Origin of the sequence: Rhodococcus sp. DK176 (assembly GCF_038447315.2) — a bacterium.
Taxonomy (GTDB): domain Bacteria; phylum Actinomycetota; class Actinomycetes; order Mycobacteriales; family Mycobacteriaceae; genus Rhodococcus_F; species Rhodococcus_F jostii_A.
On the sequence record NZ_CP118321.2, the window covers coordinates 2,864,351 to 2,890,292 of the forward strand.

At 64.1% G+C, this 25,942-nt stretch carries 22 protein-coding genes and 4 pseudogenes; 10 read left to right on the plus strand and 16 right to left on the minus strand.

Features of this window, described 5'->3' with window-relative positions:
• Positions 1-149 precede the first annotated feature (149 nt).
• The 6 genes and pseudogenes from PSR88_RS13540 to PSR88_RS13565 all read right to left on the minus strand — a co-directional run bounded on the left by PSR88_RS13540 (position 150) and on the right by PSR88_RS13565 (position 5,997).
• Entirely contained in the window at positions 150-1,496 is a 1,347-nt protein-coding gene (locus PSR88_RS13540; protein ID WP_016882446.1) for an MFS transporter, read from the minus strand.
• A gap of 263 nt (positions 1,497-1,759) precedes the next feature.
• A pseudogene (locus PSR88_RS13545) lies at positions 1,760-1,894 on the minus strand (IS3 family transposase); the annotation flags it as partial.
• Positions 1,895-1,999: 105 nt separating this feature from the next.
• Positions 2,000-3,496, minus strand: coding sequence for an NAD-dependent succinate-semialdehyde dehydrogenase (locus PSR88_RS13550; protein WP_011595383.1), 1,497 nt, complete (start codon positions 3,494-3,496; stop codon positions 2,000-2,002).
• A complete protein-coding gene (locus PSR88_RS13555; protein WP_016882443.1) occupies positions 3,486-4,598 on the minus strand; it encodes an alcohol dehydrogenase catalytic domain-containing protein in 1,113 nt (370 codons plus the stop codon). The genes PSR88_RS13550 and PSR88_RS13555 overlap by 11 nt, the downstream gene beginning before the upstream one ends.
• 86 nt (positions 4,599-4,684) lie before the next feature.
• Positions 4,685-4,924 carry an AMP-binding enzyme gene (locus PSR88_RS13560; protein ID WP_157180163.1) on the minus strand — a complete coding sequence of 80 codons (240 nt, stop codon included), beginning with the start codon at positions 4,922-4,924 and terminating at the stop codon, positions 4,685-4,687.
• Positions 4,925-5,070: 146 nt separating this feature from the next.
• Positions 5,071-5,997: an MBL fold metallo-hydrolase gene (locus tag PSR88_RS13565; RefSeq protein ID WP_342338204.1), complete on the minus strand. Its 927-nt coding sequence runs from the start codon at positions 5,995-5,997 to the stop codon at positions 5,071-5,073.
• A gap of 419 nt (positions 5,998-6,416) precedes the next feature.
• Here PSR88_RS13565 and PSR88_RS13570 point away from each other — a divergent pair, with 419 nt between their 5' ends.
• Positions 6,417-7,421: a nitronate monooxygenase gene (locus PSR88_RS13570; protein ID WP_342338205.1), complete on the plus strand. Its 1,005-nt coding sequence runs from the start codon at positions 6,417-6,419 to the stop codon at positions 7,419-7,421.
• Between the two features lie 2 nt (positions 7,422-7,423).
• Complete coding sequence (locus PSR88_RS13575) at positions 7,424-8,332, plus strand: crotonase/enoyl-CoA hydratase family protein (RefSeq protein WP_342338207.1); 909 nt, start codon at positions 7,424-7,426, stop codon at positions 8,330-8,332.
• A gap of 353 nt (positions 8,333-8,685) precedes the next feature.
• Here PSR88_RS13575 and PSR88_RS13580 read toward each other — a convergent pair whose 3' ends face one another.
• Both PSR88_RS13580 and PSR88_RS13585 read right to left on the minus strand, forming a co-directional pair.
• Positions 8,686-8,889 carry a hypothetical protein gene (locus tag PSR88_RS13580; protein WP_016882438.1) on the minus strand — a complete coding sequence of 68 codons (204 nt, stop codon included), beginning with the start codon at positions 8,887-8,889 and terminating at the stop codon, positions 8,686-8,688.
• 165 nt (positions 8,890-9,054) lie between these two features.
• Entirely contained in the window at positions 9,055-9,234 is a 180-nt protein-coding gene (locus PSR88_RS13585) for a hypothetical protein (RefSeq protein ID WP_157180162.1), read from the minus strand.
• Positions 9,235-9,268: 34 nt separating this feature from the next.
• On the opposite strand from PSR88_RS13585, the gene PSR88_RS13590 reads away from it, so the two are divergent.
• Complete coding sequence (locus PSR88_RS13590) at positions 9,269-9,919, plus strand: TetR/AcrR family transcriptional regulator (protein WP_016882435.1); 651 nt, start codon at positions 9,269-9,271, stop codon at positions 9,917-9,919.
• Positions 9,920-10,564: 645 nt separating this feature from the next.
• On the opposite strand, the gene PSR88_RS13595 is transcribed toward PSR88_RS13590, so the two are convergent.
• The 7 genes and pseudogenes from PSR88_RS13595 to PSR88_RS13625 form a co-directional block, all read right to left on the minus strand.
• The gene (locus PSR88_RS13595) at positions 10,565-11,923 is read right to left on the minus strand and encodes an MFS transporter (RefSeq protein WP_016882433.1); all 1,359 of its coding nucleotides are present in this window, start codon (positions 11,921-11,923) and stop codon (positions 10,565-10,567) included.
• Positions 11,924-12,730: 807 nt separating this feature from the next.
• Positions 12,731-12,865: pseudogene (locus PSR88_RS13600) on the minus strand (IS3 family transposase); the annotation flags it as partial.
• 2 nt (positions 12,866-12,867) lie between these two features.
• A complete protein-coding gene (locus PSR88_RS13605; protein ID WP_016882431.1) occupies positions 12,868-13,902 on the minus strand; it encodes a phosphotransferase family protein in 1,035 nt (344 codons plus the stop codon).
• Positions 13,895-14,677 (minus strand): SDR family oxidoreductase, encoded by a 783-nt coding sequence (locus PSR88_RS13610; RefSeq protein WP_016882430.1) that lies wholly within the window; start codon positions 14,675-14,677, stop codon positions 13,895-13,897. The genes PSR88_RS13605 and PSR88_RS13610 overlap by 8 nt, the downstream gene beginning before the upstream one ends.
• 1 nt (position 14,678) lies before the next feature.
• The gene (locus PSR88_RS13615) at positions 14,679-15,932 is read right to left on the minus strand and encodes an acyl-CoA dehydrogenase family protein (protein ID WP_016882429.1); all 1,254 of its coding nucleotides are present in this window, start codon (positions 15,930-15,932) and stop codon (positions 14,679-14,681) included.
• Positions 15,910-16,725, minus strand: a complete 816-nt coding sequence (locus PSR88_RS13620; RefSeq protein ID WP_016882428.1) for an enoyl-CoA hydratase-related protein — start codon at positions 16,723-16,725, stop codon at positions 15,910-15,912. The genes PSR88_RS13615 and PSR88_RS13620 overlap by 23 nt, the downstream gene beginning before the upstream one ends.
• On the minus strand, positions 16,722-17,540 hold the full coding sequence (locus tag PSR88_RS13625; RefSeq protein WP_016882427.1) for an SDR family oxidoreductase: 819 nt from the start codon (positions 17,538-17,540) through the stop codon (positions 16,722-16,724). The genes PSR88_RS13620 and PSR88_RS13625 overlap by 4 nt, the downstream gene beginning before the upstream one ends.
• 486 nt (positions 17,541-18,026) lie before the next feature.
• Here PSR88_RS13625 and PSR88_RS13630 point away from each other — a divergent pair.
• Positions 18,027-18,287: pseudogene (locus PSR88_RS13630) on the plus strand (nitronate monooxygenase); the annotation flags it as partial.
• Positions 18,288-18,683: 396 nt separating this feature from the next.
• Complete coding sequence (locus PSR88_RS13635; RefSeq protein WP_041811401.1) at positions 18,684-18,863, plus strand: hypothetical protein; 180 nt, start codon at positions 18,684-18,686, stop codon at positions 18,861-18,863.
• A 224-nt stretch (positions 18,864-19,087) separates the two neighbouring features.
• On the opposite strand, the pseudogene PSR88_RS13640 reads toward PSR88_RS13635, so the two are convergent.
• A pseudogene (locus PSR88_RS13640) lies at positions 19,088-19,266 on the minus strand (IS701 family transposase); the annotation flags it as partial.
• 534 nt (positions 19,267-19,800) lie between these two features.
• Between PSR88_RS13640 and PSR88_RS13645 the strand changes: the two are divergent.
• The 5 genes from PSR88_RS13645 (at position 19,801) to PSR88_RS13665 (ending at position 25,941) form a co-directional block, all read left to right on the plus strand.
• On the plus strand, positions 19,801-20,718 hold the full coding sequence (locus PSR88_RS13645; protein ID WP_016882423.1) for an alpha/beta hydrolase: 918 nt from the start codon (positions 19,801-19,803) through the stop codon (positions 20,716-20,718).
• Between the two features lie 338 nt (positions 20,719-21,056).
• Positions 21,057-21,542, plus strand: a complete 486-nt coding sequence (locus PSR88_RS13650; RefSeq protein ID WP_016882421.1) for a tautomerase family protein — start codon at positions 21,057-21,059, stop codon at positions 21,540-21,542.
• Between the two features lie 537 nt (positions 21,543-22,079).
• Entirely contained in the window at positions 22,080-23,864 is a 1,785-nt protein-coding gene (locus tag PSR88_RS13655; protein WP_016882420.1) for an AMP-dependent synthetase/ligase, read from the plus strand.
• Between the two features lie 305 nt (positions 23,865-24,169).
• Positions 24,170-25,069 carry an MBL fold metallo-hydrolase gene (locus tag PSR88_RS13660; RefSeq protein WP_016882419.1) on the plus strand — a complete coding sequence of 300 codons (900 nt, stop codon included), beginning with the start codon at positions 24,170-24,172 and terminating at the stop codon, positions 25,067-25,069.
• An 86-nt stretch (positions 25,070-25,155) separates the two neighbouring features.
• Complete coding sequence (locus PSR88_RS13665) at positions 25,156-25,941, plus strand: NAD(P)H-dependent flavin oxidoreductase (protein WP_342338210.1); 786 nt, start codon at positions 25,156-25,158, stop codon at positions 25,939-25,941.
• Position 25,942 lies beyond the last annotated feature (1 nt).

A 25,942-nucleotide genomic window follows, 5' to 3' on the forward strand; every position in this document is an offset into this window, starting at 1 on the left:
GTCGGGACACGGGATCGGGTCCCCTCGTAGAACGCTTGCCGGGAGAATCCCGGCATCCGGCAGCACGCCGCGACGGGGATTCCGGCGGCGGAAGGGTCCCGGGCCAGCGAGAACATTCCTCCGAGCACGGCGTGCAAGGGTTGTAGAAGTCAGGAGTCGACCGATTCTGCAGGCGCGGACTGCATGACTTGGGAGTTCTTGATCGTCGATGCTGCACTCCTGATCGAGAGCAGAGCAACGAAACCGAAGAAGCAGGAAGCAGTGATAAAGAATCCCGGGGATACAGCGCTACCGGTTTCTCTGATCAGCCATGTGGATACGTAAGCTGCCGTTCCGCCGGTCACGAGATTCGCGAAGTTATTGGCCAGAGCGACACCGGTTACTCGTGTGCGCGAGTCGAATAGAGATGGCAAGACAGCCGATACGGCTACGACCACTATCGCCATTGCCAGTCCAAACACCAGGAAGGAACCGACCGCAACCGTTCGACTTCCCGTCGCTGTCAGGTGGAGAACCGGGAAGACCAACACGACGCACGCGATAATCCCACCTGTATACGCCTTGAGCGCCCCGACACGGTCGGTGATCAACCCGTACACCGGCATCAGGATCGTAATGCAGGCGATGATGCCTGCTGAGATCCATGCAACTTCGCTAGTCCCCAGATCATTTTCCCTCGCGAGATGTATACCGAGGTACGTGAAAACCATATACAGGCAGGCGCTGGCGGGGATCGAAATACCAATAGATTGAAGGACTCTCACGGTCTGTGTCTTGAGTAATGTCAGAAGTGGAGAATTCTCCACCGCGCCATCCTGAACAGACTTTTCGTGCTCGGAACTATCGTCGATTTTGCTTCTAGCCCATAGACAGATCGCAAGAAGGGGAACGCCCAACAGGAACGGGATGCGCCAACCCCACGACGCCATCTGCGACGCGGACAGCAGGCTCGACACCGAACCAACGCAGATTGCGGCTAGCGCAAACCCCCCGGTTACACCCAGGAAGACGAAGGAAGCCGCCAACCCTTTCCGCTTCGGTCCGGTGATCTCGTAGGCATACGTCATGGCGCCGCCGAATTCGCCGCCGGCCGAGAAGCCCTGAGCGAGGCGGGCCAGCACGAGCAGAATGGGCGCAATAATGCCTGCGGTCTCATACGTCGGAAGAAAGGCCATCAAGAGACTCGAGGCTCCCATGAGCAGCACGGACAGCAGCAGCACCGTCTTCCGCCCGCTGCGGTCGCCTACTCGACCGAAGAAGATGCCGCCGAGCGGACGCATGAGGTAAGCCGACGCAAAAACGGCCAGGCTGGCCAACAACGCAGCAGTCGGATCACTTCCGGGGAAAAACAACGGAGCCACTACCACTGCAAGATAGGCGTACACGGTGAAGTCGTAGTACTCGACGATTGTTCCCGTGGACGCGGCAATCAGGCCGCGTATTTTTCCTCTTTTCGCTACTTCGTCCGTTTTAGGTATGTCGTGCCGGTTCGTCATTGGTCTCTCTCACTCTGCGGTGGCGTCTAAACATGTGTGCATAGCTGTGATCGCCCTGAATGTCCGATACGCGGATTGATCCGCCCTGACGTAATTGGAGACATCGTTCAGACCATCTCGAGGATCGAGGCGGCGGCGGGGCTGTTCACGGTAGCGCGTGTCGTAGTCGTTCGGTGGAAATTAATCGATTGACGAATGGAGTCGGTCCGTGTTGAACAGCGGACCGACTCCATTCGGCAGTCTCCCACTCAACCTCGACGGTTAGCATCCGAGTAATGCCTCAAACCTGTTGAGGTGAACCGGAAATCTGTTCTCCTGCAGGTGCACAGTGCTTGTCCGAGAACGCCGCTGACCAACGGCGTGGTCTTGGCAGTCATCACTCACCAGCCCAGAACCCGAGTCAGATTCCGGCTCGGGCTGCTACGTCGCACGCCTTCGCCACGAGCGCGACCATGCGGTCGACTCGTTCGGTGGCGGCGACCGGCTTCCGATGTCGCGCCTGGTCAGGCATAGGGGTCTGCGAGCCCGACGTACCGGATGTCGAGGTATTCGTCGATTCCTTCGAAGCCGCCCTCGCGGCCGAGACCCGACTGCTTGACCCCGCCGAAGGGTGCGGCCGGGTTGGACACGACGCCGACGTTGATTCCCAGCATCCCGGATTCGAGTTCCTCGCTCATGCGGAGGGTGCGCGCGGTATCGCGGGTGTAGACGTAGGCGACGAGTCCGTATTCGGTGTCGTTGGCGACCTGGATGGCGTGCTCCTCGTCCTGGAAGGTCATGATCGGGGCCACGGGTCCGAAGACCTCTTCGCGGAGGATGCGCGCATCGGTGGTGACGCCGGTCAGCACCGTCGGGGAATAGAAGTAGCCATCGCCCGGCACCGGTCGACCGCCGGTGACGATCGCGGCGCCGTGTGCGACGGCGTCCTGGACCAGGTCGTGAACCTTGGCCCGGGACTCCTCGTCGATCAGTGGGCCGAGTTGGGAGTCCGCGTCGATACCGGGTCCGACGACCAGGCGCGCCATCTTGCCGGCGAGCTTGGTCGCGAACTCGTCCGCGACGGACTCGTGCACGATGAACCGATTCGCCGCCGTGCAGGCTTCCCCCATGTTCCGGAGTTTGGCGATCACGGCGCCGTCGACTGCTGCGTCGATGTCGGCATCGGCGAACACGAGAAAGGGCGCGTTGCCGCCAAGTTCCATGGAGGTCCGCAGCACCTGCTCCGCCGAGTCCGCGAGCAGCCGCCGGCCGACTTCGGTCGATCCGGTGAACGAGAGCTTCCGCAGCCGGGGGTCGGCGATGAGCGGGCCGGTGACCGCTCCGGCGCGCGAGGTGGGGATGACATTGAGCACGCCGGCCGGCAGCCCGACCTCTTCGAGGACCTGCGCGAACAGCAGGGTGGTCAGGGGCGTGAGCGTGGCGGGCTTGACGACCATGGTGCAGCCGGCGGCGATCGCGGGGGCGATCTTGCGGGTCGCCATGGCCAGCGGGAAGTTCCACGGGGTGATGAACAGGCAGGGGCCCACGGGACGCTTGTGGACCAGCAGTCTGGTCTTCCCGTCGGGTGCTGCCGAGTATCGGCCCGACACGCGGACGGCCTCCTCGGAGAACCACCGGAGGAACTCGGCGCCGTAGGTCACTTCGCCGCGCGCCTCGGCGAGCGGTTTGCCCATTTCCAGGGTCATCAGCATCGCGAAGTCGTCGGATCGAGCGATGACGGCGTCGAACGCCGCCCGCAGAAGTTCGGCACGTTCGCGGGGAGCTGTTCGTGACCAGGCCTTCTGAGCGGTGGCCGCGGCGTCGAGGGCGGTGGCTCCGTCGGCGACGGTGGCGTCGGCCACGACGGCGAGTTCTCGGCCGGTCGCCGGATCGTGCACGGGGAAGGTGTTCCCCGTCTCGGACGGACGCCACTGCCCGCCGATGTACAGTCCGGTCGGGACCGCTTCGAGTAGCGCCTGCTGGGAGGTCTGGGTGCTGGTCAAGGCTTCCTCACTTCTCATCGAAGATGATGACTTGCCGGATGGCGTTGCCGTCGGCGAGTTGGTCCATGGCGGAGTTGATGTCCGACAGTGCGATCCGGGACGAGATCAGCTTCTCGACCGGGAGTTTTCCGTCGCGCCACAGCTGCGCAAAGACCGGAATGTCGCGGGACGGTACCGCGGAGCCGAGGTAGCTGCCGATGATGGTCCGCGCGCCGGCCACCAGAGCGAGTGGCGAGATCGACGACCGGGCGTCCTGGGCCGGGAGTCCGACGGTGACGGTGGTGCCTCCGGGGGCGGTGGCGGCGAGGGCGGTCTCGAAGGCGCGTGGGTGCCCTGCCGCCTCGATGACGATCGGCGCCTGGATGTTCAGCTCGGCGACATCTTGGGGAGTGTAGGTCGCGGACGCACCCAACTTTGTTGCCTGGGTGAGCTTGTCGGGATTCGAGTCGACGCCGATCACCTCGCCCTCCCCGAGGGATAGCGCGGTGATCAGCGCCGCCATGCCGACACCGCCGAGCCCGACGACCATGACCGCTTGGCCCGGGGTTGGGCGACCGGCGTTGATGACCGCGCCGCCACCGGTGAGGACGGCGCACCCGAGTACGGCGGCGATGTCGGGTGGAACGTCGTCCCCGACGGGTACGACCGAATGCTGGTCGACGACAGCGTGTGTGGCGAAACCAGAGACGCCGAGGTGATGTTTGATGTCAGTGTCGTCGCGGTGCAGGCGGATACCGCCGCCGAGGAGGGTGCCCGCGTTGTTCGCTGCGCTGCCTGGGGAGCAGGGCAGTTTGCCGTCGGTTCGGCATTCGGCGCAATTGTTGCAGCGCGGCAGGAAGGCCATGACGACGCGCTGCCCGACGACCAAACCGGATACGCCGTCGCCGAGCTGTTCGACCCGGCCTGCCGCCTCGTGGCCGAGCAGCATGGGGATCGGCCGCGGCCGGTTGCCGTCGACGACGGACAGGTCGGAATGGCAAATTCCGGCCGCTTCGATCCGGACGAGGACCTCGCCGGGTCCCGGCGAATCGAGTTCGAGCTCGGTGATCGAGATCGGTGTGGAGTCCGCGTACGGCCGTGGACGGCCGCTCGCCTCGAGAACGGCTCCGCGAATCTTCATAATGTGTGTGTTTCCCTTCTGCGGCGTCTCACAGCACTGGCTGCGGACCGCTCTACCGGCAACGCGGATGTGCGGAATCAACGGGACTAGTCGGCGACGACTGATTGTGGACGGTGCAGCCGGTGGCGTTGAATCTTTCCCGAGCCGGTACGTGGAATCCCTGGTACGGCAATGAATTCAGCGGGGACTTTGAAGTAGGACAACGCCGCCGGGCAGCGACTCCGCAGATCGTCCTCATCGATGCCGCTGTCATCTGCTGCGACGATAAACGCGATGGGAACCTCTCCGAGCGCGTCGCGCGGCCGCCGCGACGCCGCGTCGGCCACCCTCTCGCATGGGCGGTGGTGGACCGTCGGTACCGCAATCGGCGCACCGGCTGGGCTGTGTGAGCACTGCAACGACATGGGTTGTTTGGGCACCGGAGGGTGGGTCGTTTCAGGCACCTACAGGTACGTCGGGAGAGCGTGATTCGTCACGGGACGAGGTCGGCTGCGGAGCTCTGCGCGTCGCGAAGCGCGATGACACTCATGGCGGAGAACTCCAGCGACCAAAGATTTCCGTGGTCCGGGTACTTGGCCGACATGGCGTCGATGAGGTCTTCGGCGCCCTTCGCGGTCTCGTAGGCGGCCGCGAAGTCCTGGATGTAGGCGCGGGTCTGCGCGATCATGGTCTCGGTCGCGTAATCGTCGCCGTCGGGCCGGCGGTGGCCGGCGACGATCATCCGAGGGTTGAGCTTCTCTACGAGGTCCACGGTCTCGAGCCAGTCCTGCCACTCCTTGGGCGTCGCCAGGCCGAGCATCGGGTGGATCTCGTTGTAGACGGCGTCACCGGCCACCACGGCATCGATCGCCGGGATGTGCACGATCGAGGTCGGGTGGATGTCGGCCTGCTTGACCTCGATGATCTTCAGTGGTGAGCCGTCGACGTACAGCGTGTCGCCCTCGATCGGGTCGGGGAGCGCATCGCTGACGACGCAGGCGTCGCCGAACATCATCGCCCACTGCTGACGGTGTTCCTCCATGTTGTCCTTCATGGCCTCGACGACCTGGGGCAGCGCGACACACTTCGCCTCCGGGAACCGCTCCATCAGGGGACCGATGCCAAGGTAGTGATCGGGGTGCGCATGCGTGATGTAGATCGTGGTGAGGGTCTTCCCGGTGCGTTCGATCAGGTCCCCGAGATCCCGGACGTCGTCCTCGAGGTACTGGGCGTCGATGAGAACTGCCTCGGTCGGGCCGCTCACGATGGTGGCGGTGGTCGGCGAGAAAGTCCCGGTGGGCATTTCGGGCCAATTGTGCGGGACCCGGGGCCAGCGGCCGACGTAGGTCGTCGCACGGATCGGCGGTGCAGCCGGCGACGATCCTGAGCCTGCGCTAGGTGAGTGAGCGTCGATGGTCACGGAGTACCTCCAGGGTTGCGGGTTGGGCAGCGCGTCTTCGCGGGGGCGTCGGGTCGGCGAGGCCGTCTAAGAGAGAGTAATCTCTACCACATGGCAGGGCAAGAGCAAGGCGCGGCTGCCCCATCCAGCAGGACCGCCTTTTACCGTCAATTGCCGCGACATCGGACCCAACGAACGCATCCTTGACCTGATAGTAATCACTCTCTATCATATGAGAGCAGCGGAGGCATGGGGAGCGGAAATGGCGACTTCCCATGACCGGCGGTCGGTTCCAGCGTGTCTTTCTCGCACACCCCCTCCCGCACTGCACCTCTCGGTGCATCGAATGCTCGGGTGTGCCTCCGCCGGGTGGGCTGATCAGTTCTTTGACACGAAAACGCACGGGCCCGGCCGGGCACGTCACCAACGAAAGGACGCGGATGCTTTCGACACAGTTCACCGAGGAATTCGGGATCGAGCACCCCATCGTGTGCGGTGGAATGACCGCCGTCGGCACCGCCGACCTGATCGCGCCGGTGGCCAACGCCGGAGCCCTCGGGTTCCTCACGGCACTCACCCAACCGACTCCGGAAGCCCTGGCCAAGGAGATCGCACGCTGCCGAACCATGACCGACCGCCCGTTCGGCGTCAACCTCACGATCCTTCCGACGCTCACCCCCGTGCCCTACGACGAGTACCGCGAAGCGATCATCGACAGCGGCATCACCATCGTCGAGACGGCCGGGTCCAATCCGGCAGAGCATGTCGCAGCGTTCAAGAAAGCGGGCATCAAAGTCATCCACAAAGCGGTGGCCGTGCGGCACGCCCTCAAAGCGGAAGCGATCGGCGTCGACGCAATCAGCATCGACGGCTTCGAGTGCGCCGGCCACCCAGGCAACGACGACATCCCCGGACTCGTCCTCATCCCCGCAGCCGCCCGCCAGGTTCGGATCCCCCTGATCGCCAGCGGCGGCTTCGCCACCGGCAGCGGCCTGGTCGCCGCCCTCGCCCTGGGCGCATCCGCAGTCAACATGGGCACCCGCTTCGTCGCCTCCACCGAAGCCCCCGTCCACCAAAACGTCAAAGACCAAATCGTCGCCAACGACGAACGCGCGACCCAACTGGTATTCCGCGAGTTCAACAACACCGCACGAGTGGCCCGCAACACGATCTCGGAGGAAATCGCCCGCCGCTCCGCACAACCCGGCGCCACCTTCGCCGACGTCGCCGACCTCGCCTCCGGAGCACGCGGACGCGACCGCGTCCTCACCCACGGCGACATGCACGACGGCATGTGGTGGGCCGGCCAAGCCCAGGGCCTGATCGACTCCGTGCAGAGCTGCCAGGAAATCGTCGACGGCATCATCGACGAGGCCGACCGCATCATCACCGGCCTCGGCCACACCATCCCGGCAACCGCCCGTACCGCAGCCCAGGCGGTCTGAGCATGGACTTCCAGACAATCCGGCACGACGTCAACGACGGCATCCTCACGATCACCCTGAACCGACCCGAACACCTCAACGCCTTCACCGTCACCATGGCCGAGGAACTCGAGCACTCCTTCCGCGCCGTCAACGACGACGACTCCGTCCGCGCCGTCATCGTCACCGGAGCCGGTCGCGCGTTCTGCGCCGGCATGGACCTCAGCGGCGAGGGCAACGTGTTCGGCCTCGACGAGCAACGCACACCAGGCCTGAGTGACATGGCCGACCTCGACGATCCGGCCATCGCCGCAGTCCGCGACACCGGCGGACGCTGCACACTCGCCATCCACGACTGCCGCAAACCCGTCATCGCCGCCCTCAACGGCCCAGCCGTGGGCATCGGCGCCACGATGACACTGGCAATGGACCGCCGACTGATGTCCACCTCCGCCCGAATCGGACTCGTCTTCGGCCGCATCGGCATCGTGCCCGAGGCCTGCTCGACCTGGTACCTACCCCGACTCGTCGGCCCCTCCGCAGCACTCGACCTGGTCCTGCGCGCCGACATCCTCGACGCCGAAACCGCACTGGCCGTCGGACTCGTCGACGAAATCCACCCCGGCGAGGACCTGCAAACCCAGGCCGCCGCAATCGCCGACGCCTGGACCCGGGACCGCTCCCCCGTCGCCGTGGCCCTGAGCCGACAAATGGTACGACGCAACGCCACCCTGACCCACCCCGACCAGGCCCACCGAATCGACTCACTCGCCATGTTCTGGACCAGCATCGGCGACGGCAAAGAAGGCGTCACCGCCTTCCTCGAGAAACGGAAACCCCACTTCCACGGACGCGCCTCCGAGATGCCCGACTTCTACAACGACTGGGTGGCGGGCCGGGCCTCTGCTTCAGCGCCTGCGCACCGGAAGTGATGCGGTCGCGACCGCTCGAAGGCGAGATTCGCTCCGCGTGACTGTGATGCCTGCAGACGCGAAAGCCTGTGTTTTCGTGCCCCTTCCACGTTTGCCGCCGGACTCTCCACGTCATCCGAGGTGTCACGCCTACCTATCGCGACGGCACGACACCTCGGATGACGTGAGCAACTCCGCGCCAGCCTGACACTCACTGACCCACGAGAACAGAAGTAGCAGCACGGTCATCAAAACTGCCAATAAGAACATGCCCCCGCGAACATCCAGCCATGCCGGAGGTCCTCCAGTCCCCTGATCGGTCAGGCGGCGTGCATCGGTGACGGCAAGCCGTACAACATTGCGTTGATCGCCCTCTATCCCGACGCCGCCGCCGGGAAGTCGGCGAGCGATCCCGCCACCATCGCCGAGATCGTGGCCGGTGTGGAGTTCGCCAACAGCCACTTTTCACTGTCGAGCCGATCAAGAAGTTCAAAGTCGTCGACGAGCAGTGGCTGCCCGGGAGCAACGAACTCACGCCCACGTTGAAGGTCAAGCGCAAGAACGAGGCGGCGAAGCATGCTCCCAGATCGGTGAGCTCTATGCACAGTAGGCAATCTCGAACCAGTCACTGGGGTCCAGTGTGGTGCCGACGAGGCTCTTCAACCCGTCGACGGTGGTGGTTGTGGGCATGGCGGCTACTTTCGACGCGATGGGCTTGTGGGTACGGTGCGATCAGGTGATGGTCATACCGCCATCGACGCGAGGGTTTGTCTGGTTACGTACCCGGCGGCATCGGCATCGGCATCGGCATCGGCATCGGCATCGGCATCGACGACATCCAACGGCGCCGCACGAGAACCGGCATCCACCACACGTCCGCATCGATCTATCCGGAGCCGGTCAGAATTTCGCGGATGGTTCACCCGACGACGATTCCCAACGCCCTAAGGACGTTCCGTGACCGAAGACACCGCTCGCAGGCCACCGGTGACACGCCGGGGCATCCGCACCCGCCAATCCCTTGTCGACGCTGCGCGAGTCATCTTCGAGCGCGACGGCTATCTCGCCGCTCGGTTGACCGACATCACCGCCGAAGCCAGCTGCTCCACCGGAACCTTCTACACGTACTTCAACGATAAGGAGGCGATCTTTGCCGCTGTCATGGAAGCGACGAAGAACGAGATGCTCCACCCCCGGATGGAGCACGTCGATGGGGTCGATGATCCGGCCGCGATCATCGAGGCGAGCAATCGTGCCTATTTCGAGAGTTACCGCCGCAACGCGAAGCTCATGCAGCTACTCGAGCAGGTGGCGAACATCGATCCCAATGTCCGGGAGTTGCGGCAGGCTCGCAGCCGGGTCTTCGTCGAACGCAACGCTTCTGGGATCAAGGATCTCCAGGAGCGAGGTCTTGCCGATCCCGACCTCGATTCCGTGATGGCCTCGCGCGCGCTCTCCGGTATGACGAGCAGGATTGCGTTCTCCACCTTCGTGCTCAACGAAAGGGTCGACTTCGAGGAGCTCGTCTACACCGCGACACGGCTGTGGTGCAATGGGTTGCGCATCGCGCATCACCCCTCCAGGAGGAAAGCCACCGACAAGAGCTGACAGCCGGCTGGGGCCTTCCGAAGGGCCACGTCAGTCGGCTTGAAGTCGAGATCTTCGGGGCACGCCGGGCACCCGCTCGGGAGACGGTTTCGACTCGTTTTGCCCGCTCCTGTACGCCGGATGCTGTCATGGCGCAGCAGCCGGGTCCAAAAGGAGGTGGAGAGTCGGAGCCTTGTAGAGCGCTCCTCATCCTCGGACAACGATCGCGCCCTCGAGCGCGTTCGCACCGGACCCTCCAACACCACTAGGCCTTGGATCCACAGTTGTCCGCCCATCGTCAACCACGCGTTCGCGTCGAATGGGTATGCCTCGGGAGTGTGGAGTTGGTTGGCGCCTGCGTGCTGGCCTAGGAGGAATGTACGAACTCATGCACGTCCTCGTGCTCCTCGGTGAATGCAAGCCCCACGGCGCTCCCGCCTTCCACACCGGGTGGTGGGCGGACAGTCTTTGGTAGCGTGTTCGGCAGTTGTGAGATCTCGGGCGTTCCCCACGACCGGGGTGACGCGGGTTGATCTCGGACGCGAATACGCACTCGCCGCGCGCAATACGCCGTTGACACGGCGCAGTCCGGCACCAGCCCATCGCAGGCTATTCCAGCAAGAGTCGGGCGACTTCGCCGCTTACTTGTCAGATTTTGTGCACTTATCAGGTGACTGCGACGCTTGCGTCGGGATATACCCTTTCGCGCCGCGGCAGGAACCAGGCGATGGCGAGTGCTCCCAACGTCGCGAGCCCGGCCGCCGCGAAAGCAAGCCGCAAACCAGTTGCGGTGGTGTACTCGTGGCCGCCCACCGCCACCACATTCTGCGCGAGGAGCACGGCGACGACAGCACTGGCGGTGGAGGTACCGATCGACCGCATCAAGGTGTTCAAGCCGTTGGCGGCACCAGTCTCATGCTCTGGAACCGAATGGATGATCAGTGTCGGCAGCGCCGCATACGCGAAACCGATCCCGACACCGATGAAGCAGCCGACGAGCACGATGTGCCACACCTGCGTCATCAACACCAGTGCCACACCATATCCGGCCGCGATCGTCGCAGCGCCGATGATCAGACTGGTGCGGGGCCCACGGGCGGCGGAGACCCGTGCGGCGAGCGGCGAGACGGCCATCATGATCAGACCGGTCGGGACCATGCACAAGCTCGCCACCACCATCGACTGCCCCAACCCGACCCCGGTGACGGCGGGCATCTCGAGCAGTTGCGGCAGCACCACCGACGACGCGAACAGACCGAAACCAACAGCGACCGACGCGAGGTTCGTCAGCAGCACCGGACGACGGATGCTGACGCGTAGATCGACGAGCGGACTATGTGAGCGCCATTGGTAGCACCCCCAGACCACCAGCACGAGTAGTCCTCCCACGGCGCAGACGAGGGTCGGCGCGGCGGCCCAGCCCCAATCACTGCCCTTGGAGACCGCCAGCAGCAGTCCCGTGAGCCCGACGGCCAATCCGAGCGCCCCCGCAATGTCGAAGCGCATGTCCAGATGCCGTGGACCCGCCGGCACGATCACCCACAGCGCCCCCGCACCGAGGACGCTGAGCGCACCCGACATCCAGAACAACATGTGCCAGTTGTAATGCTGTGTAGCGAACGCCGACAGCGGCATTCCCACGGCCGCACCCACTCCCAGTGTGGAGCTCATCAACGCAACGGACCGGCCCAGTCGCTCGGGCGGGATGGTATCGCGCAGCATGCCGATTCCCAGCGGGATCATGCCCAGGCCGGCACCCTGGAAGGCTCGACCCACGACCATCGGGATAAGGGTGGTAGTCACTGCCGCCAGGAGCGAGCCGACCAGGATCGCGCCGAGCAGGACGAGCGCCACCCTCTTCTTACCGAAGATGTCGCCGAGGCGTCCCGAGATCGGGGTGAAGACGGCGCCCGCCAGGAGCGTGGTGGTAACGATCCACGACGCATTGGAAGGGCTCGTCGAGAGCAACCGCGGAAGTTCGGGGACGAGTGGGATCATGAGCGTCTGCATGAACGAGCAGATCACCCCGCATCCGGCGAGCGTCGCGGTGATTAGAACAGGGCTACCGGTACTACCGGTGACAGGCGGAGCTAGTACGTTCGCGGACATCAATCACGACCATTTCACATCAACTAGTTAGCACATGCATCTTCTTCCGCTCATCAAGACCTGCTGCAATGAGAAGGCGAAGGCCAGGAAGTCGAACGTATCGCTGTCGTGCGAGCCCGGTGGCACGCCACCTCGAGGGACCGCCACAGGGCGCTGCGGTTCACACAGATGCTCGTGGACGCCGGCATCGCCCCGTCCATCGGCAGCGTCGGAGACAGGCTCGACAACTCGCTCGCGGAAAATCTGTGGTCAGCACGAGATCGAATCATCTACTGACCCGCAACTACATTCCCGACCAGAGCGGAGGGGAAAAACAACGGAGCCACTACCACTGCAAGATAGGCGTACACGGTGAAGTCGTAGTACTCGACGATTGTTCCCGTGGACGCGGCAATCAGGCCGCGTATTTTTCCTCTTTTCGCTACTTCGTCCGTTTTAGGTATGTCGTGCCGGTTCGTCATTGGTCTCTCACTCTGCGGTGGCGATCTAAACATGTGTGCATAGCTGTGATCGCCCTGAATGTCCGATACGCGGATTGATCCGCCCTGACGTAAGTGGAGACTTCGTTCAGGCCATCTCGAGGATCGAGGCGGCGGTGGGGCTGTTCACGGTAGTGCGTGTCGTAGTCGTTCGGTGGGAATTGGTCGATTGACGAATGGAGTCGGTCCGTGTTGAACAGCGGACCGACTCCATTCGGCAGTCTCCCACTCAACCTCGGCGGCTAGCATCCGAGTGATACCTCGAACCTGTTGAGGTGAACCGGAAACCTGTTCTCCTGCAGGTGCACAGTGCTTGTCCGAGAACGCCGCTGACCCACGGCGTGGTCTTGGTAGTCATCACTCACCAGCCCAGAACCCGAGTCAGATTCCGGCTCGGGCTGCTATGTCGCACGCCTTTTCCACGAGCGCGTCGATACGCTCCACCGTCGGCGTTCCTGCTGCTGCTTTGTTCTGCGGTTCATCTCGCGCCCGACGCATGACACCCTCGGCGATGACCGCGACCTTCCACATTCCGAGCGCATGCCAGAACCCGAGGTCTTTCAAATCGCGCCCGGTCTCGTCGAAATACACCTGGGCGATCTCGGCTCGGTCGGGAAAGCCGTCGAGCGTCGAAGCCGGGAATTCACCACCGAACGTCTCGCCGGGCTCGGGCCAGTAGGCGAGCAGACTGCCGAGATCGGCGAGTGGATCGCCCAGGGTGCACAATTCCCAGTCGAGTGCCGCGGTGACGTCGCCGGTGTCAGTGGACGTGATGACGTTGCGGAGATGAAAGTCCCCGTGCACCAATGTCAGCTCGTGTTGTTCGGGCACAGACTCGACGAGCCGACGCGTCAGATCATCGAGGGCGGGCAACTCGCGGGTCTTCGATTGCTCCCACTGCCCCGCCCACCGTTTGAGTTGACGCTGCGCATACGGCTTGTGGCTGGCCAGATCGATCAGCCCCGTCTGCTCGAGGTCGACCGCATGAATCTTCGCGAGCGTGCGGGGTAGGGACAGGCCGATCGCCCGCCGTCGCTCGGGTGTCAGCGCCTGCGCCTCCGACATCCGGTCGACCACCTGCCCCTCGACGAACTCCATCAGCAGCAGCGGCACGTCGGTGACCGCCGGGTCTTCGGTGAAGCCGAACACCCGCGGGGTCGGCACCGCGGTGTCCTGCAGTGCGGAGAGTATTCGGGCCTCACGGGCCACGTCGTGTGCCGACGCGAGAAGGTGCCCCAGCGGTGGGCGCCGCAGCACCCACCGCCCACCGACCCTGTCGCGAACGAGGTAGGTGAGGTTCGACTGACCGAGACCGATCCGGTCGAAAGTCAGTGTGCCCGTGTAATCGACGCCCGTGGTGTGCAACCATCGGGCCACGGCGGCGGTGTCGATTCCGACGATACCCACGCTAGACACCGAGCTGGACCTCCTGCCGGAACGGGAGAACGTCACCGAGCACCTGCCCGCCATCGATGACCAGAGTTTCGCCGGTGACCCAGCTGGCTGCGTCGGAGACGAGGAACGCGACAGCCGAGCCGATGTCCTCGGGTTCACCGATCCGCCCGAGGGCCGTTGAGGCGGACACCGCCGACTCGTGTTCCTTCCACAGTGCCTCGGCGAGCTTGGTCCGCACCACGCCGGGGGCGACGGCGTTGACCCGCACCTTCGGTGAAAGTTCCAGTGCCAGTTGTTTCGTGAGGTGAATGAGCGCCGCCTTCGACGCGTTGTACACGCCGATGTTCGCCTCGGCCGCCATACCGCCGATGGAGGCGGTGTTGACGACGGCGCCGCCGTGCTCACCCATCCATGCCTTTGTGGCGAGACCCGTCCACAGCACCGGTGCCCACACGTTTATATCGAAGGTCTTGGTGAAGCGCTCGTGGTCCTGGTCGACGATCGGACCGTACGCGCGGTTTGTTCCCGCGTTGTTGACGAGGATGTCCACACTGCCGAACCGCTCGAGAGTCAGATCGATGCACCGCCGGGCGGCGTCTTCGTCGACGGCATGGGCGGCGACACCGATCGCGGTGCCCCCGACCTGTGCTGCGGCGGCGTCCGCCGAGTCCTGCGACCGAGAGGTGAGCACGACGTTGGCGCCGGCGGCGGCGATGGCCTGGGCGGCCGCGAGGCCGATGCCCCGCGAGGCGCCGGCAACAATGGCGGTGCGTCCGGTGAGGTCGAGTCCGGTCATCTCAGCTCACCGCAACCTTGTGGCCGTTGGTCGAGGACGCGGGCGCCGAATCGCGGTACCGCCGGAGTTCCTGGCGCGCGATGGACCGCTTGTGCACCTCGTCGGGGCCGTCCGCCAGTCGCAGTGTGCGCTGGTGCGCCCAGGCCATGGCGAGCGGGAAGTCGTCGGTGACACCGGCGCCGCCGTGCACCTGGATCGCCCGATCGATGATCTTCAGCGCAACGTTCGGCCCCACCACCTTGATCGCCGCGATCTCGGTGCGCGCCTCCTTGTTCCCGACCGTGTCCATGAGGTGAGCCGCCTTGAACGTGAGCAATCGGATCATCTCGATCTCGATCCGGGCCTCGGCGATCCAATCCTGGATGTTCGCGTTCTCGCTGACCGGTTTCCCGAACGTCACCCGCGACGACGCCCGCCGGCACATCAGCTCGAGCGCCCGCTCGGCCATCCCGATCGATCGCATGCAGTGGTGGATCCGGCCCGGCCCCAGGCGCGCCTGGGAGATCGCGAATCCCTCGCCCTCACCCTTGAGCACATCCTTGGCCGGAACCCTCACGTCGGCGAAGTCGATCTCCGCGTGGCCCTCTCGGTCCTGGTATCCGAACACCGGAAGTCCCCGCATCACCGTGACACCGGGCGCATCTATGGGGACGACCATCATCGACTGCTGCCGGTGCGGCGCCGCCGACGGATCGGTCTTGCCCATCACGATCAGCACCTTGCAGTTGCGGTGTAACGCATTTGACGCGAACCACTTTCGGCCGTTGAGCACATACTCGTCGCCGTCGCGGACCATCGAGAGTTCGACGTTGGTGGCGTCGGAACTTGCCACCGCCGGCTCGGTCATCGCGAATGCCGAGGCCATCGTCCCGTCGAGCAGCGGCTTGAGGTACTTCTCCTTGTGCTCCTCGGTGCCGAAGAGTTCGAGCACTTCCATGTTCCCGGTGTCGGGTGCGTTGCAGTTACACGCCTCCGGGGCGATGTGGCTGCGGCCCATGATCTCCGCCAACGGGGCGTACTCGAGGTTCGTCAGCCCTGGCCCGGTGTCGGGATGGGGGTGGAAGAGGTTCCACAACCCGCGGCTACGCGCCTCCGCCTTCAACTCCTCGAGGATCGGCGGCTGGAAGTGCGGATCGCCCGATTCGCGCATCTGCTCTTCGTACACCGCCTCCGCGGGATACACGTGGGAGTCCATGAACTCCAGCAGATCGGCCTGGTACTTCTTCGCGCGGTCAGAGATGTCGAACAGGGACACGGGAACTCCTTGTAGGTAGGGAGGGAAATGTGGGTGTGCGCTTGTCGAGGTGGCTCTGTACACCCTCAACGAGGTCTTCGCCTCGGAAAGAGTCGAACATCAGACCTTCCGCGCGGGACACGGAGTCGGCGTAGGTGCCGTCCGCGTCGGTCTGTAGTTGTTGTTTGATCACAGCCATCGAGGTCGGTGAGCACTGCGTGGCCAGCTGCTGGGCGTACGACACCGCCGCGGCGAGCACGTTTCCATCGACGATCAGGTGATCGACGAGTCCGATCCGAAGCGCTTCCTCTGCGTCGACCATCCGACTCGACAGCAGCAGGTCCGCCGCGCGGCTTCGTCCGACCAACCGTGGCAGCAGCCAGGAGATGCCGTATTCGGCGATCAGCCCACGCTGAGCGAAGGCGGTGGTGAAACGCGCAGCCGGTGAAGCAAACCGGACATCGCAATAGAGCGCCTCGACCATCCCGAGCCCCGCCGCGACGCCGTTGACCGCACCGATGAGCGGCTTGCGCAGCCGCAGCGGGACGTCACGCGGCCGACGATCCAGCAGGTCGGTGGCATCACCCACCGCCTGCAGATGCGTCAGGTCGGCACCGGCACAGAACCCGCGACCTGCCCCCGTCACGACGACAGCACGCACGTCCGGGTCGTCTTCGGCTGCGTCGAGCAGATCGAAATAACGGTCCTCGAGTTCGTCCGTCCAGGCATTAAGTTTCGACGGCCGGTTGAACGTCAGAACCAGCACCGGTCCGCGACGCTCGGCGAGCACGAAATCCTGTTGCCCACCCGTCATGCGTGTTCCAGCAGTGAGCTCTGGTAGCGGCGCATCCCGCGCAGCCAGCGGTCGTAGTCGGAACTCTTTTGCCGGTACATGGTGAGGACGCGCTCGTGGGGCAAGATCAGGAATGTATCCCGGTCGACGGCGTCCAGCACAATGTCGGCGACCTCCGCCGGCTGGAGCACGTCCCCCGCAGAGATCACGGCCCGTGTGGCCGCAACACCGAGCGGATCCCCCGAGTCTTCACCCGAGCGCATCAACTTCGTCTCCACTCCCATCGGGCAGAGGCAGCTCACCCGGATTCCTCGGTCTCCGTACGTCACCGACAGCCATTCGGCGAATGCGACAGCCGCGTGCTTGGTGACTGCATAGGTGGCGGAGCCGATCTGCGTGAGTAAGCCCGCTGCAGACGCCGTCGTGACGAAGTAACCCTCACCGCGCTCGATCCACATGGGCACCAACTGCTGGGCGGCGCGAATGTGGGCGCGGACGTTGACGTCGAAGGCTCGATCCCAGGCGGCGTCGTCGGCATCGAGGCCCGGCGCTCCCCCGATCCCGGCGTTGGCGAAGTACAGGTCCACCGGACCCAATTCGGTCTCTGCCCGCTCGATGACGCGCCGAATCTGCTCGGAGTCTGCGATATCCGCACCTTCCGCGAGAGCCGATCCGGGGTGCCGTTCATTGATGCGGTCCGCAACCGCGGTGGCTGCTTTCGGGTCGAGATCGGCCACAAGTACCCGCGCACCCCGTTCGGCGAGACGTTCGGCGATCGCTCCGCCGATCCCGTTTCCACCGCCGGTCACGATGGCGACCTTCCGTGCAACCTTCACGAGGCTTCCTCTCCTTCGCCGTGCACTGTGACTCGCGTCCCTTTTTCGTATAGTCCGAATCTGGCGTCAAGTTCAAGTGCAAGGGCCGCAATATTTGCGCGATAGTTATCGCTCTCTATCGTAGCGGTGAATGACGATAATGGAAGGGGCAGGCGCGTCTCGTACAGGCAGCCGGCACCGTCGAGGCTCCTGTCCGTTCGAAGTCGCGCTGCGAGGCGGTCCACACCACCGGTCGCCCGGGCCCAGCAGATCGATACACCGGTCCTCGTGGAGCCTGCACCACATCGCATGGCCGACGCAGCGCAGGGACGCGCCGGTCGATGGACTTCCTGTGGCCGCCAAAACGGATTCATCTCGTCCCGTCGACAGTTCCTGACAATCCGCCTCGTGGCGGATCGGGTCGTCGGAGCGCCCCTGGTCGGCCGTGGGGTGGTTGGAGTGAGGACGCACGGCCCGGCCGAGCTCAGGCACGAATGAAAGGACGCCATGCTCTCGACACGGTTCGGGATCGAGCACCCCATGGTGTGCGGTGGAATGACCGCCGTCGGCACCGCCGACCTGATCGCGCCGGTGGCCAACGCCGGAGCCCTCGGGTTCCTCACGGCACTCACCCAACCGACTCCCGAGGCGCTGGCCAAGGAGATCGCACGCTGCCGAACCATGACCGACCGCCCGTTCGGCGTCAACCTCACGATCCTCCCGACGCTCACCCCCGTGCCCTACGACGAGTACCGCGAGGTGATCGTCGGCCCGTCCTTCGAGACCATGTAACTGATCACGAGTTCGCGGGGACGTAGGTCGTCTTTATTCTCGGGTTCGACCCCGAGCAGCAGGTGCCCCCACACCGCTTTGTCCCAGGTGATCATCTCTGCGTCGACGGCCTTCTGCAGAAGCCAATGTCCGGCGAGATATTAGCCGTCGCTGACTTGGCTAGGGGTGAGTCGGTCGAGTCGGTCGGTGTGCAGTGTCAGCAATACCATTGCGGTCCTTTCAGAGTGGATTTCGGTCGAGGACGTCGTGGCCCGGCTCGCCGGAGCTCACAGGGCGTCATCGACCTTCCGCCGGAGTCGGTCTGCCGTTTCGGCCCACTCGAGAGTCGATCCCGGATTTGTGCCAGTTCTCCGTGCACTTCGGGTGCCGTCAGTGATTCGGTGCCACGACGAAGGCGCCGACTCCTTGGCGGGCTTCGAGCAGTCCTTCCTCGGCGACACACTGCTGCGCGGCGCGCACGGTATTCAGGCTGCGGATCCCGTACTCCTCTTGCAGTTCGCTGATACCACTACGGTCCTCGCCGCGATGGACAGCGCAACAAAGTCCTACTAGCTGCTCGCGTGACCGCCCGCTGAAATGGCACCGGCATTGGGGCGCGACGAGCGCTAATACTGCAACGACAGTTTGTGATGTCGATGTTTGGAGTGGCTGGCGCGCACTCCGGCCTGGCTGGCGCGGCGCCAGTTCGATCGGTGCCAGACATGCACGAGGGCGTGTTCGACCGGAGGGGCGACACGGCCCAAACAATCGCCGGATCTCGTTGACTATCAGAGGTATTAGATCTCGGGCGCCGACTGGAGATCCCCCTTTTGAGCGCCGCGGCGCAGGATCGTCAGGAAGGCAGCCGCAGTCATCGACAAAGTGATGTGCCGGTACCAGGCCGAGTACGCACGCACCTGGAGTGGTCGAGTCCGGTCTCGTTCTTGGTGGTTCGGAAGCACTCCTCGATCGCCCAGAACGCGGTGAACCCCGCTGACCACTCCAGCACCTCTGACTGCCCATTGGATCAATTACCACAACGGTCTCGGTCACAAACTGTCGTTGCAGTACCAAAGACCGAGCCGCCGCACCCGTTCCCGTCGTCGTTCTCGGCGGACCATGACCCGTTGCTCCAGCACGGCAGCACCGCCACCGCGTCGCGGCCGTGGCGACGATGGGCCCCTCAACAGGTACCTACGTAGGTATATACCCGCGTGTGCCGCAGCAGGCCCAGCGGGCATGCTCGAGCCCAGTACGCAATGTGGTTTTGCACACTTTTACGCCCGTCAGATAGAAGCAGCACACCAATGCCGCTGTGGCAGCTGTTCACCCCGTAGAACGCCTACACCGTTGAAGGAACCATTTGAATTATTGGCCCGCCGCCGGAGTCGGCCGTCGAGGCCGCGCTGGTTCGAGGAGAACCGGAGCTCGTCGAACAGCGCCGAAGAACTGATCGTGGCGCCTGCCTGAACAGGCAATCCACAAGACACCTACTGGAATGGAGAAGCCGATGCGTGAAGATATCGAGTTCGACGCTGAGGGAGTGACGCTGCGCGGCTGGTTCTACAAACCTGACGACGCGTCCGGTGAGCTGCCGTGCATCATCTTGACGCACGGGTTTTCGTGTACCAAGGAGATGGGTCTCGAACCCTTCGCCGAGGTGTTTACCGCCGCGGGGTTCGCTTGCGTGGTCTACGACCACCGGGGGTTCGGTGCCTCGGACACGGCGCCGGGCAAGCCCCGGCAGGAGATCGACCCGTGGGACCAGATCCACGACTGCCAGCACGCGATCACCTACGCGCAGGGCCGGCCCGAGGTCGACGCCTCGCGGATCGGGGTGTGGGGTTCGAGCTACTCGGGCGGGAACGCGTTCGTGGTCGCGGCGTTCGATCGCCGCGTGAAGGCCGTGTGCGGTCAGGTGCCTGGTGTCTCGATGCGGCGCGCATTCGAGGCGGGTGTGCCCGAGGAGTTCTGGCAGGCGGCATGGGACGGGCAGGGCGCCGATCGGCTTGCGCGTGCCCGAGGAGAGGCACCGGCGATGATTCCGGTGGTCACCGCGGACCCGACGCAGCCGGCCGTCATGCCGACGCCCGATGCCTACGCGTTCTTCTCGGCTTACGAGGGGACCGCGTGGCGCAACGAGGTGACGATGCGCTCGTTGGAGCTGAATTACGAGCCGGGCCAGTTTCTCAAGTTCGTCGCTCCTACCCCGCTGCTGATGGTGGTTGCCGAGGACGACAACGTTGTGACGCCGGCGGAGTGGGCCAAGGAGGCGTTCGAGACCGCGGCAGAACCCAAACGTCTCGTCTCGATCCCCGGCGGCCACTTCGACGCATACACCGGTCACCCCTTCGAGCTCTCCTCGGGCGCGGCACGCGACTGGTTCCTCGAGCACCTGGCGCAGAAGGTCGCCCCGGCATCGGTCTGACATCCGGGGTCTACCCCGCTGCGGTCCTGGCAATAAGCGGGTACGGAGCGGGACTACGGCTGGGAAATGATCATCAGCGAGTTGCCGGCCGATCCGGAAGATCAACGGGTTCTCCCCGCCGCCGTTCCGCTCGTCGCGGAGGTGCTGTGGCGGTAGGAAACAACCCAAGCGCCGCGACGGCAACTACATCGGTGCATGAGGCCCTCGACAAGATGCCCCGCTTCTTGCGATCTCGCGGTGATTGCAGTCCGCATCCCGAATCAACACGCCTCGTCCAATCCGGGCGTGGTCATCGAAAGTGTGAGCACTCGGCTCACGACGAAAAAGGAGAAATAGTCATGCCGTTCTGGAGAATCCACCACCCTGTTGGGGCCTACACCGACCAGGACAAGGAGGACTTCGCGAAGGCCATCACAGCTCGCTACGCGGCAGAAATGCCGGCCTTCTACTGCGACGTGTTCTTCTACGAGGTGGAGAAAAGGAACGCGTTCAGGGGTGGCGAGGCCGTCGACAACTTTGTTCGCCTCCAGGTGGAACACATCGCACGAGCGATCGACGGCAAGGTGATGCAGGAGTTCATCATGGACATGCTGACCGAGACCATCAGGCCTTGGCTCGACGGCCGGGGACACGATTGGGAAATAAGCATCGGGGAGATGCCGGCCGAGCTGTGGAGGGTCGACGGGCTCACTCCGCCGCCGTTCCGCTCGCCGGCGGAGAAGCGGTGGATGAAGGACAACAAATCATCCCCGTACGACTGGACCGAAACGGTCGGTCTTAACGCGGATGGCCAGATCGTGGGGTTGGTCGATCCCAGGGGCTGAATACCTAGCGACCCACAGTCTGACCAACGCTCCGTGATCCCGGCCCGGGTCTCTGTGCCCCCACAGACTCGGGCCGTCGGCCCGTTCGAGCAACTGCAGAAGGCGAGAACCGATGCCTTACGTGCCCCTCAATCCGGCCACCGGTAGGCAACTGCTCACGTTCGAGACCACCAAGGATCCCGACCTGGCCGTAAGTCTGGTGCGCTTGCGTGGTCGTGGTCGTGGCCGATGTTCGAGTGTGAGGCGAAAGTTGGACCGATCAACATTTTCCGGCTCCGCGCATGCTCGTCACGGGCGGCTCATCGGACATCGAGTGGTCGGTAGCCCGGATGCTTGCGCTTGCCGGGTCAGCTGTCGGCATCTTCGGTCGAAATGCGACACGGTCAGCAAGGCCGTCGAGTAACTCGGCGGATCTGGTGAGGGCCCGTGTTCTCGGCAGTAGCCGACGTGGCAGACGAATGACACTATTGGCTTTTAAAAATGGTAGGGATCGCTCTCTACGGTAGCGGGCGATCACATGGAGAGGCAGAAATCACAATGCACGCACTCGAAGTCGCCAACGATCCCGGCGAGGCGTTTACTCGCGCACTACACGCTGCGACCCTGTGCGAGGCGTTCCAGATCACCGCGGCCGCGCGGGCCGACCAAGTCGCTCTGCGCACTGTCGACGGAGGCGTCTCACTGACGTTCGCCGCACTCTCGGAGAGAGTCCGACGCCTGACGGCCGGCTTGGCGGCGCTGGGTGTTCGGCGCGGCGACACCGTCGGCATCATGCTCACGAATCGGCCGGAGTTTCACATCGTCGACCTGGCCGCCATGCACCTCGGTGCCCTGCCGTTCTCGATCTACAACACGTCCGCACACAATCAGATCGAATATCTGTTCGGTGATGCCGGAAACCGGATCGTGATCACCGAGCGAGCGTTCGTCGAACGCCTCGTGGCCGTGCGCGATGGCGGCACCCCGCTCGACCTGATCGTCGTGGTCGACGGCGCACTGGAGGGGACGCTCAGCCTCGAGGACGTGGAAGCAGCGGGCGACCCGGACTTCGATTTCGACGCAACGTGGTCGGCGGTCGCTCCTGATGACCTCCTGACACTCATCTACACCTCAGGCACCACAGGCCCACCCAAGGGTGTAGAACTCACTCACCACAACCTGATGAGTCAAGTTCGCGCGCTCCAACAGGCAATGCCCACCACACCGGGCGGTCGCTTCGTCTCCTTCCTTCCCTCCGCGCACATCGGTGATCGGTGGGGTGCGCACTATTGCGCTCTGATGATCTGGGGATTCACGGTCACGCCACATCCGGTCGGCGGCGAGATACTGGACGTCGTGGAGCAGGTGCGTCCGACGGTGTTCCAGCCGGTGCCCCGTATCTGGGAGAAGGCCAAGGCCAAAGTGGAGGCTCAGCTCGAGGCCGACCCCAACTGGGCACGGCGCGCACTGATGCGCTGGGCCATCGACATCGGGATCAAGAAGGCACAGGCCGCACGCGACAACCGTTCTCTCGGCAAGATCTTCGACATTCAGGCATCGGTCGCGGCCGCGCTCATCGGCGACAGGTTTCGTCGAATGCTGGGCTTGGAGAAAATAGACTGGGTCCTCTCTGGATCGGCCCCGACTCCCCGCGACGTGTTCGCGTTCTTCTCGGCAATCGGTATTCCCATCTGCGAAGTGTGGGGCATGAGCGAAACGTCCCTTGCCATCACCGTCAATCCGCGCGACGCCATCCGGGAGGGCACGGTGGGGCTACCCCTGCCCGGAATCGAGGTGAAAGTCGCCGAGGACGGGGAGCTGCTCGTCCGTGGGGCGACAGTCATGCGTGGCTACCGGAACAAGCCCGACCAGACCGCCGAGGCAATCGATAAAGATTGGTGGCTCCATACCGGTGACATCGGGACGGTCGACGAGGACGGCTACGTGCGGATCGTCGATCGCAAGAAGGAGATCATCATCAATGCGGCCGGTAAGAACATGTCCCCGGCGAATATCGAGTCACGGTTGCGGTCGAGCAGCCCGTTGATCGGGCAGGTCGCCTGTATCGGTGACGGACGGCTGTACAACGTCGCGTTGATCACCCTCGACCCCGACACGGCTGCCGGGAGATCGGCAAGCGATCCCGCCGTTATCGCCGAGGTTGCAGCCGGGGTCGATCTTGCAAACTCTCAACTTTCCAGGGTGGAGCAGATCAAGAAGTTCAGGGTGGTCGAGGATTACTGGCTGCCCGGAAGTGACGTGCTCACACCCACGATGAAGATCAAACGCAGGAATGTCACGACAAGGTACGCCACTCAGATCGACGACCTCTACTCGACATAGACGTGCCCGGCACAGGGGGCGACGTTGAACGCACGAACACCCGTCGACGAACGAGTCGTGCCGGTGGCGACTTCCTGAGAAGGGCAGTTTCGTTCTGCCGTTCCACCTTCGGTGACTCTTCACCATTCTGTCCGACGGGCACTGTGACGCAACATCACGAAAGCGGTGTGTGCTCAGGCCCCCGCGATATGCGAAAGTCCTGGGCCCCTTGCTTTTTGAGTGTGATAGAGATTACTCTCTCCATAACGCTGGCCGGCAAACCACGGCCACCCAAGGCAAACCAACCCCGAACCTCTGGAGGACACATGACCATCGACGCTCACCCCACTGCGGTCGCACCGTCAATTCGCGCGACGGTGTACGTCGGTAGGTGGCCCGAATTTCCCAGCCCGTTCCCGGGGCCGGAAACCGGTACCTTCCCGCCCTGCACGTCGACCATCGTGAGCGGTCCTACCGAAGTAGTACTCATCGATGCCCAATATCTCAAAGAGGACGTCCGGGACCTCGGCGATCTGATCGAGCGCACCGGGAAAACACTCACCACGATCTACGTCACCCATGCACATCCCGACCACTACCTCGGGATCGGCCCGCTGATGGAACGGTTCCCCGATGCGAAATGCATTGCGCTGCCACACATCGTGGAGGCCATGAAAGAGAACAACGAAGAGTACGCCGAACAGTTTGGACAGATGTTCGGCGACACGGTCGTGACAGGTAACGCTCTTCCCGACCCGTTCGACGGTGACACGTTCTTCGTCGACGGCTCGCCGCTGAAGATCATCGAGGTGGAACAAGCCGACATCAGCCCCACTACGATCGTGCACATACCGGCCATCGACGCTGTTGTGTCCGGCGACGCGATCTACAACGAGATCCACCCCATGCTCGGGTTGTCGACAGCAGACGAATGGCCGGACTGGCTCGGAACCGTCGACGTCGTGGAGAACCTGAAGCCGCGAATGATCGTCGCCGGACACCGTCGACCCGACGGCGACGATTACGCAGTAGACATGATGATTCAACAAACCCGTTCCTACATCAAAGAATTCGCGGCCGCGTACAACGTAGCGAAGGATGCTCAAGACCTCATCGGCATCATGTCGGCGAAGTTCCCGCACCACGGCAACGTATGGACCCTGACGTTCTCGGCCTTCAGCGCGATAGAGATGCGAACCACGGCTGGCGCGACCTCCGGCCAATAGTCGCCCAGCTGACCCCTCGTCGACGCTCAAAGGTTCGAAACTCCTTCGAGGCGGACCGCGAGATCGGCAGCGTGAAGCCTGTCCGTGTGCTTGTCGTGGACGGCAGTGACGACCCGGACGGTGCGGCGCGGGTGCACACCGCGCCGTCCGGGGCCCCGACGCAGACGACCGGGGACTCCGCGCCGATGAGGAGTTCATTCTCCATCCATTCGCTCGCAACCGACGCATTCAACTACACAGTTCACAGCGAACCGGGAATCTACAAGTCCCTTGACGGACCAACGGTCCGAATTAACATCGAGGCGCCGTTCCGCCGGAACGGTCCCGGGTCCCGACCCTTCCTCGTCCTCATCCCCGCAGCCGCCCGCCAGGTTCGGATCCCCCTGATCGCCAGCGGCGGCTTCGCCACCGGCAGCGGCCTGGTCGCCGCCCTCGCCCTGGGCGCATCCGCAGTCAACATGGGCACCCGCTTCGTCGCCTCCACCGAAGCCCCCGTCCACCAAAACGTCAAAGACCAAATCGTCGCCAACGACGAACGCGCGACCCAACTGGTATTCCGCGAGTTCAACAACACCGCACGAGTGGCCCGCAACACGATCTCGGAGGAAATCGCCCGCCGCTCCGCACAACCCGGCGCCACCTTCGCCGACGTCGCCGACCTCGCCTCCGGAGCACGCGGACGCGACCGCGTCCTCACCCACGGCGACATGCACGACGGCATGTGGTGGGCCGGCCAAGCCCAGGGCCTGATCGACTCCGTGCAGAGCTGCCAGGAAATCGTCGACGGCATCATCGACGAGGCCGACCGCATCATCACCGGCCTCGGCCACACCATCCCGGCAACCGCCCGTACCGCAGCCCAGGCGGTCTGAG

What these genes read in the sequence shown, in the direction of transcription:
- PSR88_RS13575 (WP_342338207.1), top strand. Translation starts at nt 7,424, where the DNA reads ATGGACTTCCAGACAATCCGGCACGACGTCAACGACGGCATCCTCACG.
- PSR88_RS13655 (WP_016882420.1), top strand. Translation starts at nt 22,080, where the DNA reads ATGCACGCACTCGAAGTCGCCAACGATCCCGGCGAGGCGTTTACTCGC.
- PSR88_RS13570 (WP_342338205.1), top strand. Translation starts at nt 6,417, where the DNA reads ATGCTTTCGACACAGTTCACCGAGGAATTCGGGATCGAGCACCCCATC.
- PSR88_RS13620 (WP_016882428.1), bottom strand. Translation starts at nt 16,725, where the DNA reads ATGACGGGTGGGCAACAGGATTTCGTGCTCGCCGAGCGTCGCGGACCG.
- PSR88_RS13660 (WP_016882419.1), top strand. Translation starts at nt 24,170, where the DNA reads ATGACCATCGACGCTCACCCCACTGCGGTCGCACCGTCAATTCGCGCG.
- PSR88_RS13550 (WP_011595383.1), bottom strand. Translation starts at nt 3,496, where the DNA reads ATGAGAAGTGAGGAAGCCTTGACCAGCACCCAGACCTCCCAGCAGGCG.
- PSR88_RS13555 (WP_016882443.1), bottom strand. Translation starts at nt 4,598, where the DNA reads ATGAAGATTCGCGGAGCCGTTCTCGAGGCGAGCGGCCGTCCACGGCCG.
- PSR88_RS13580 (WP_016882438.1), bottom strand. Translation starts at nt 8,889, where the DNA reads ATGCTTCGCCGCCTCGTTCTTGCGCTTGACCTTCAACGTGGGCGTGAG.
- PSR88_RS13540 (WP_016882446.1), bottom strand. Translation starts at nt 1,496, where the DNA reads ATGACGAACCGGCACGACATACCTAAAACGGACGAAGTAGCGAAAAGA.
- PSR88_RS13650 (WP_016882421.1), top strand. Translation starts at nt 21,057, where the DNA reads ATGCCGTTCTGGAGAATCCACCACCCTGTTGGGGCCTACACCGACCAG.
- PSR88_RS13610 (WP_016882430.1), bottom strand. Translation starts at nt 14,677, where the DNA reads ATGACCGGACTCGACCTCACCGGACGCACCGCCATTGTTGCCGGCGCC.
- PSR88_RS13645 (WP_016882423.1), top strand. Translation starts at nt 19,801, where the DNA reads ATGCGTGAAGATATCGAGTTCGACGCTGAGGGAGTGACGCTGCGCGGC.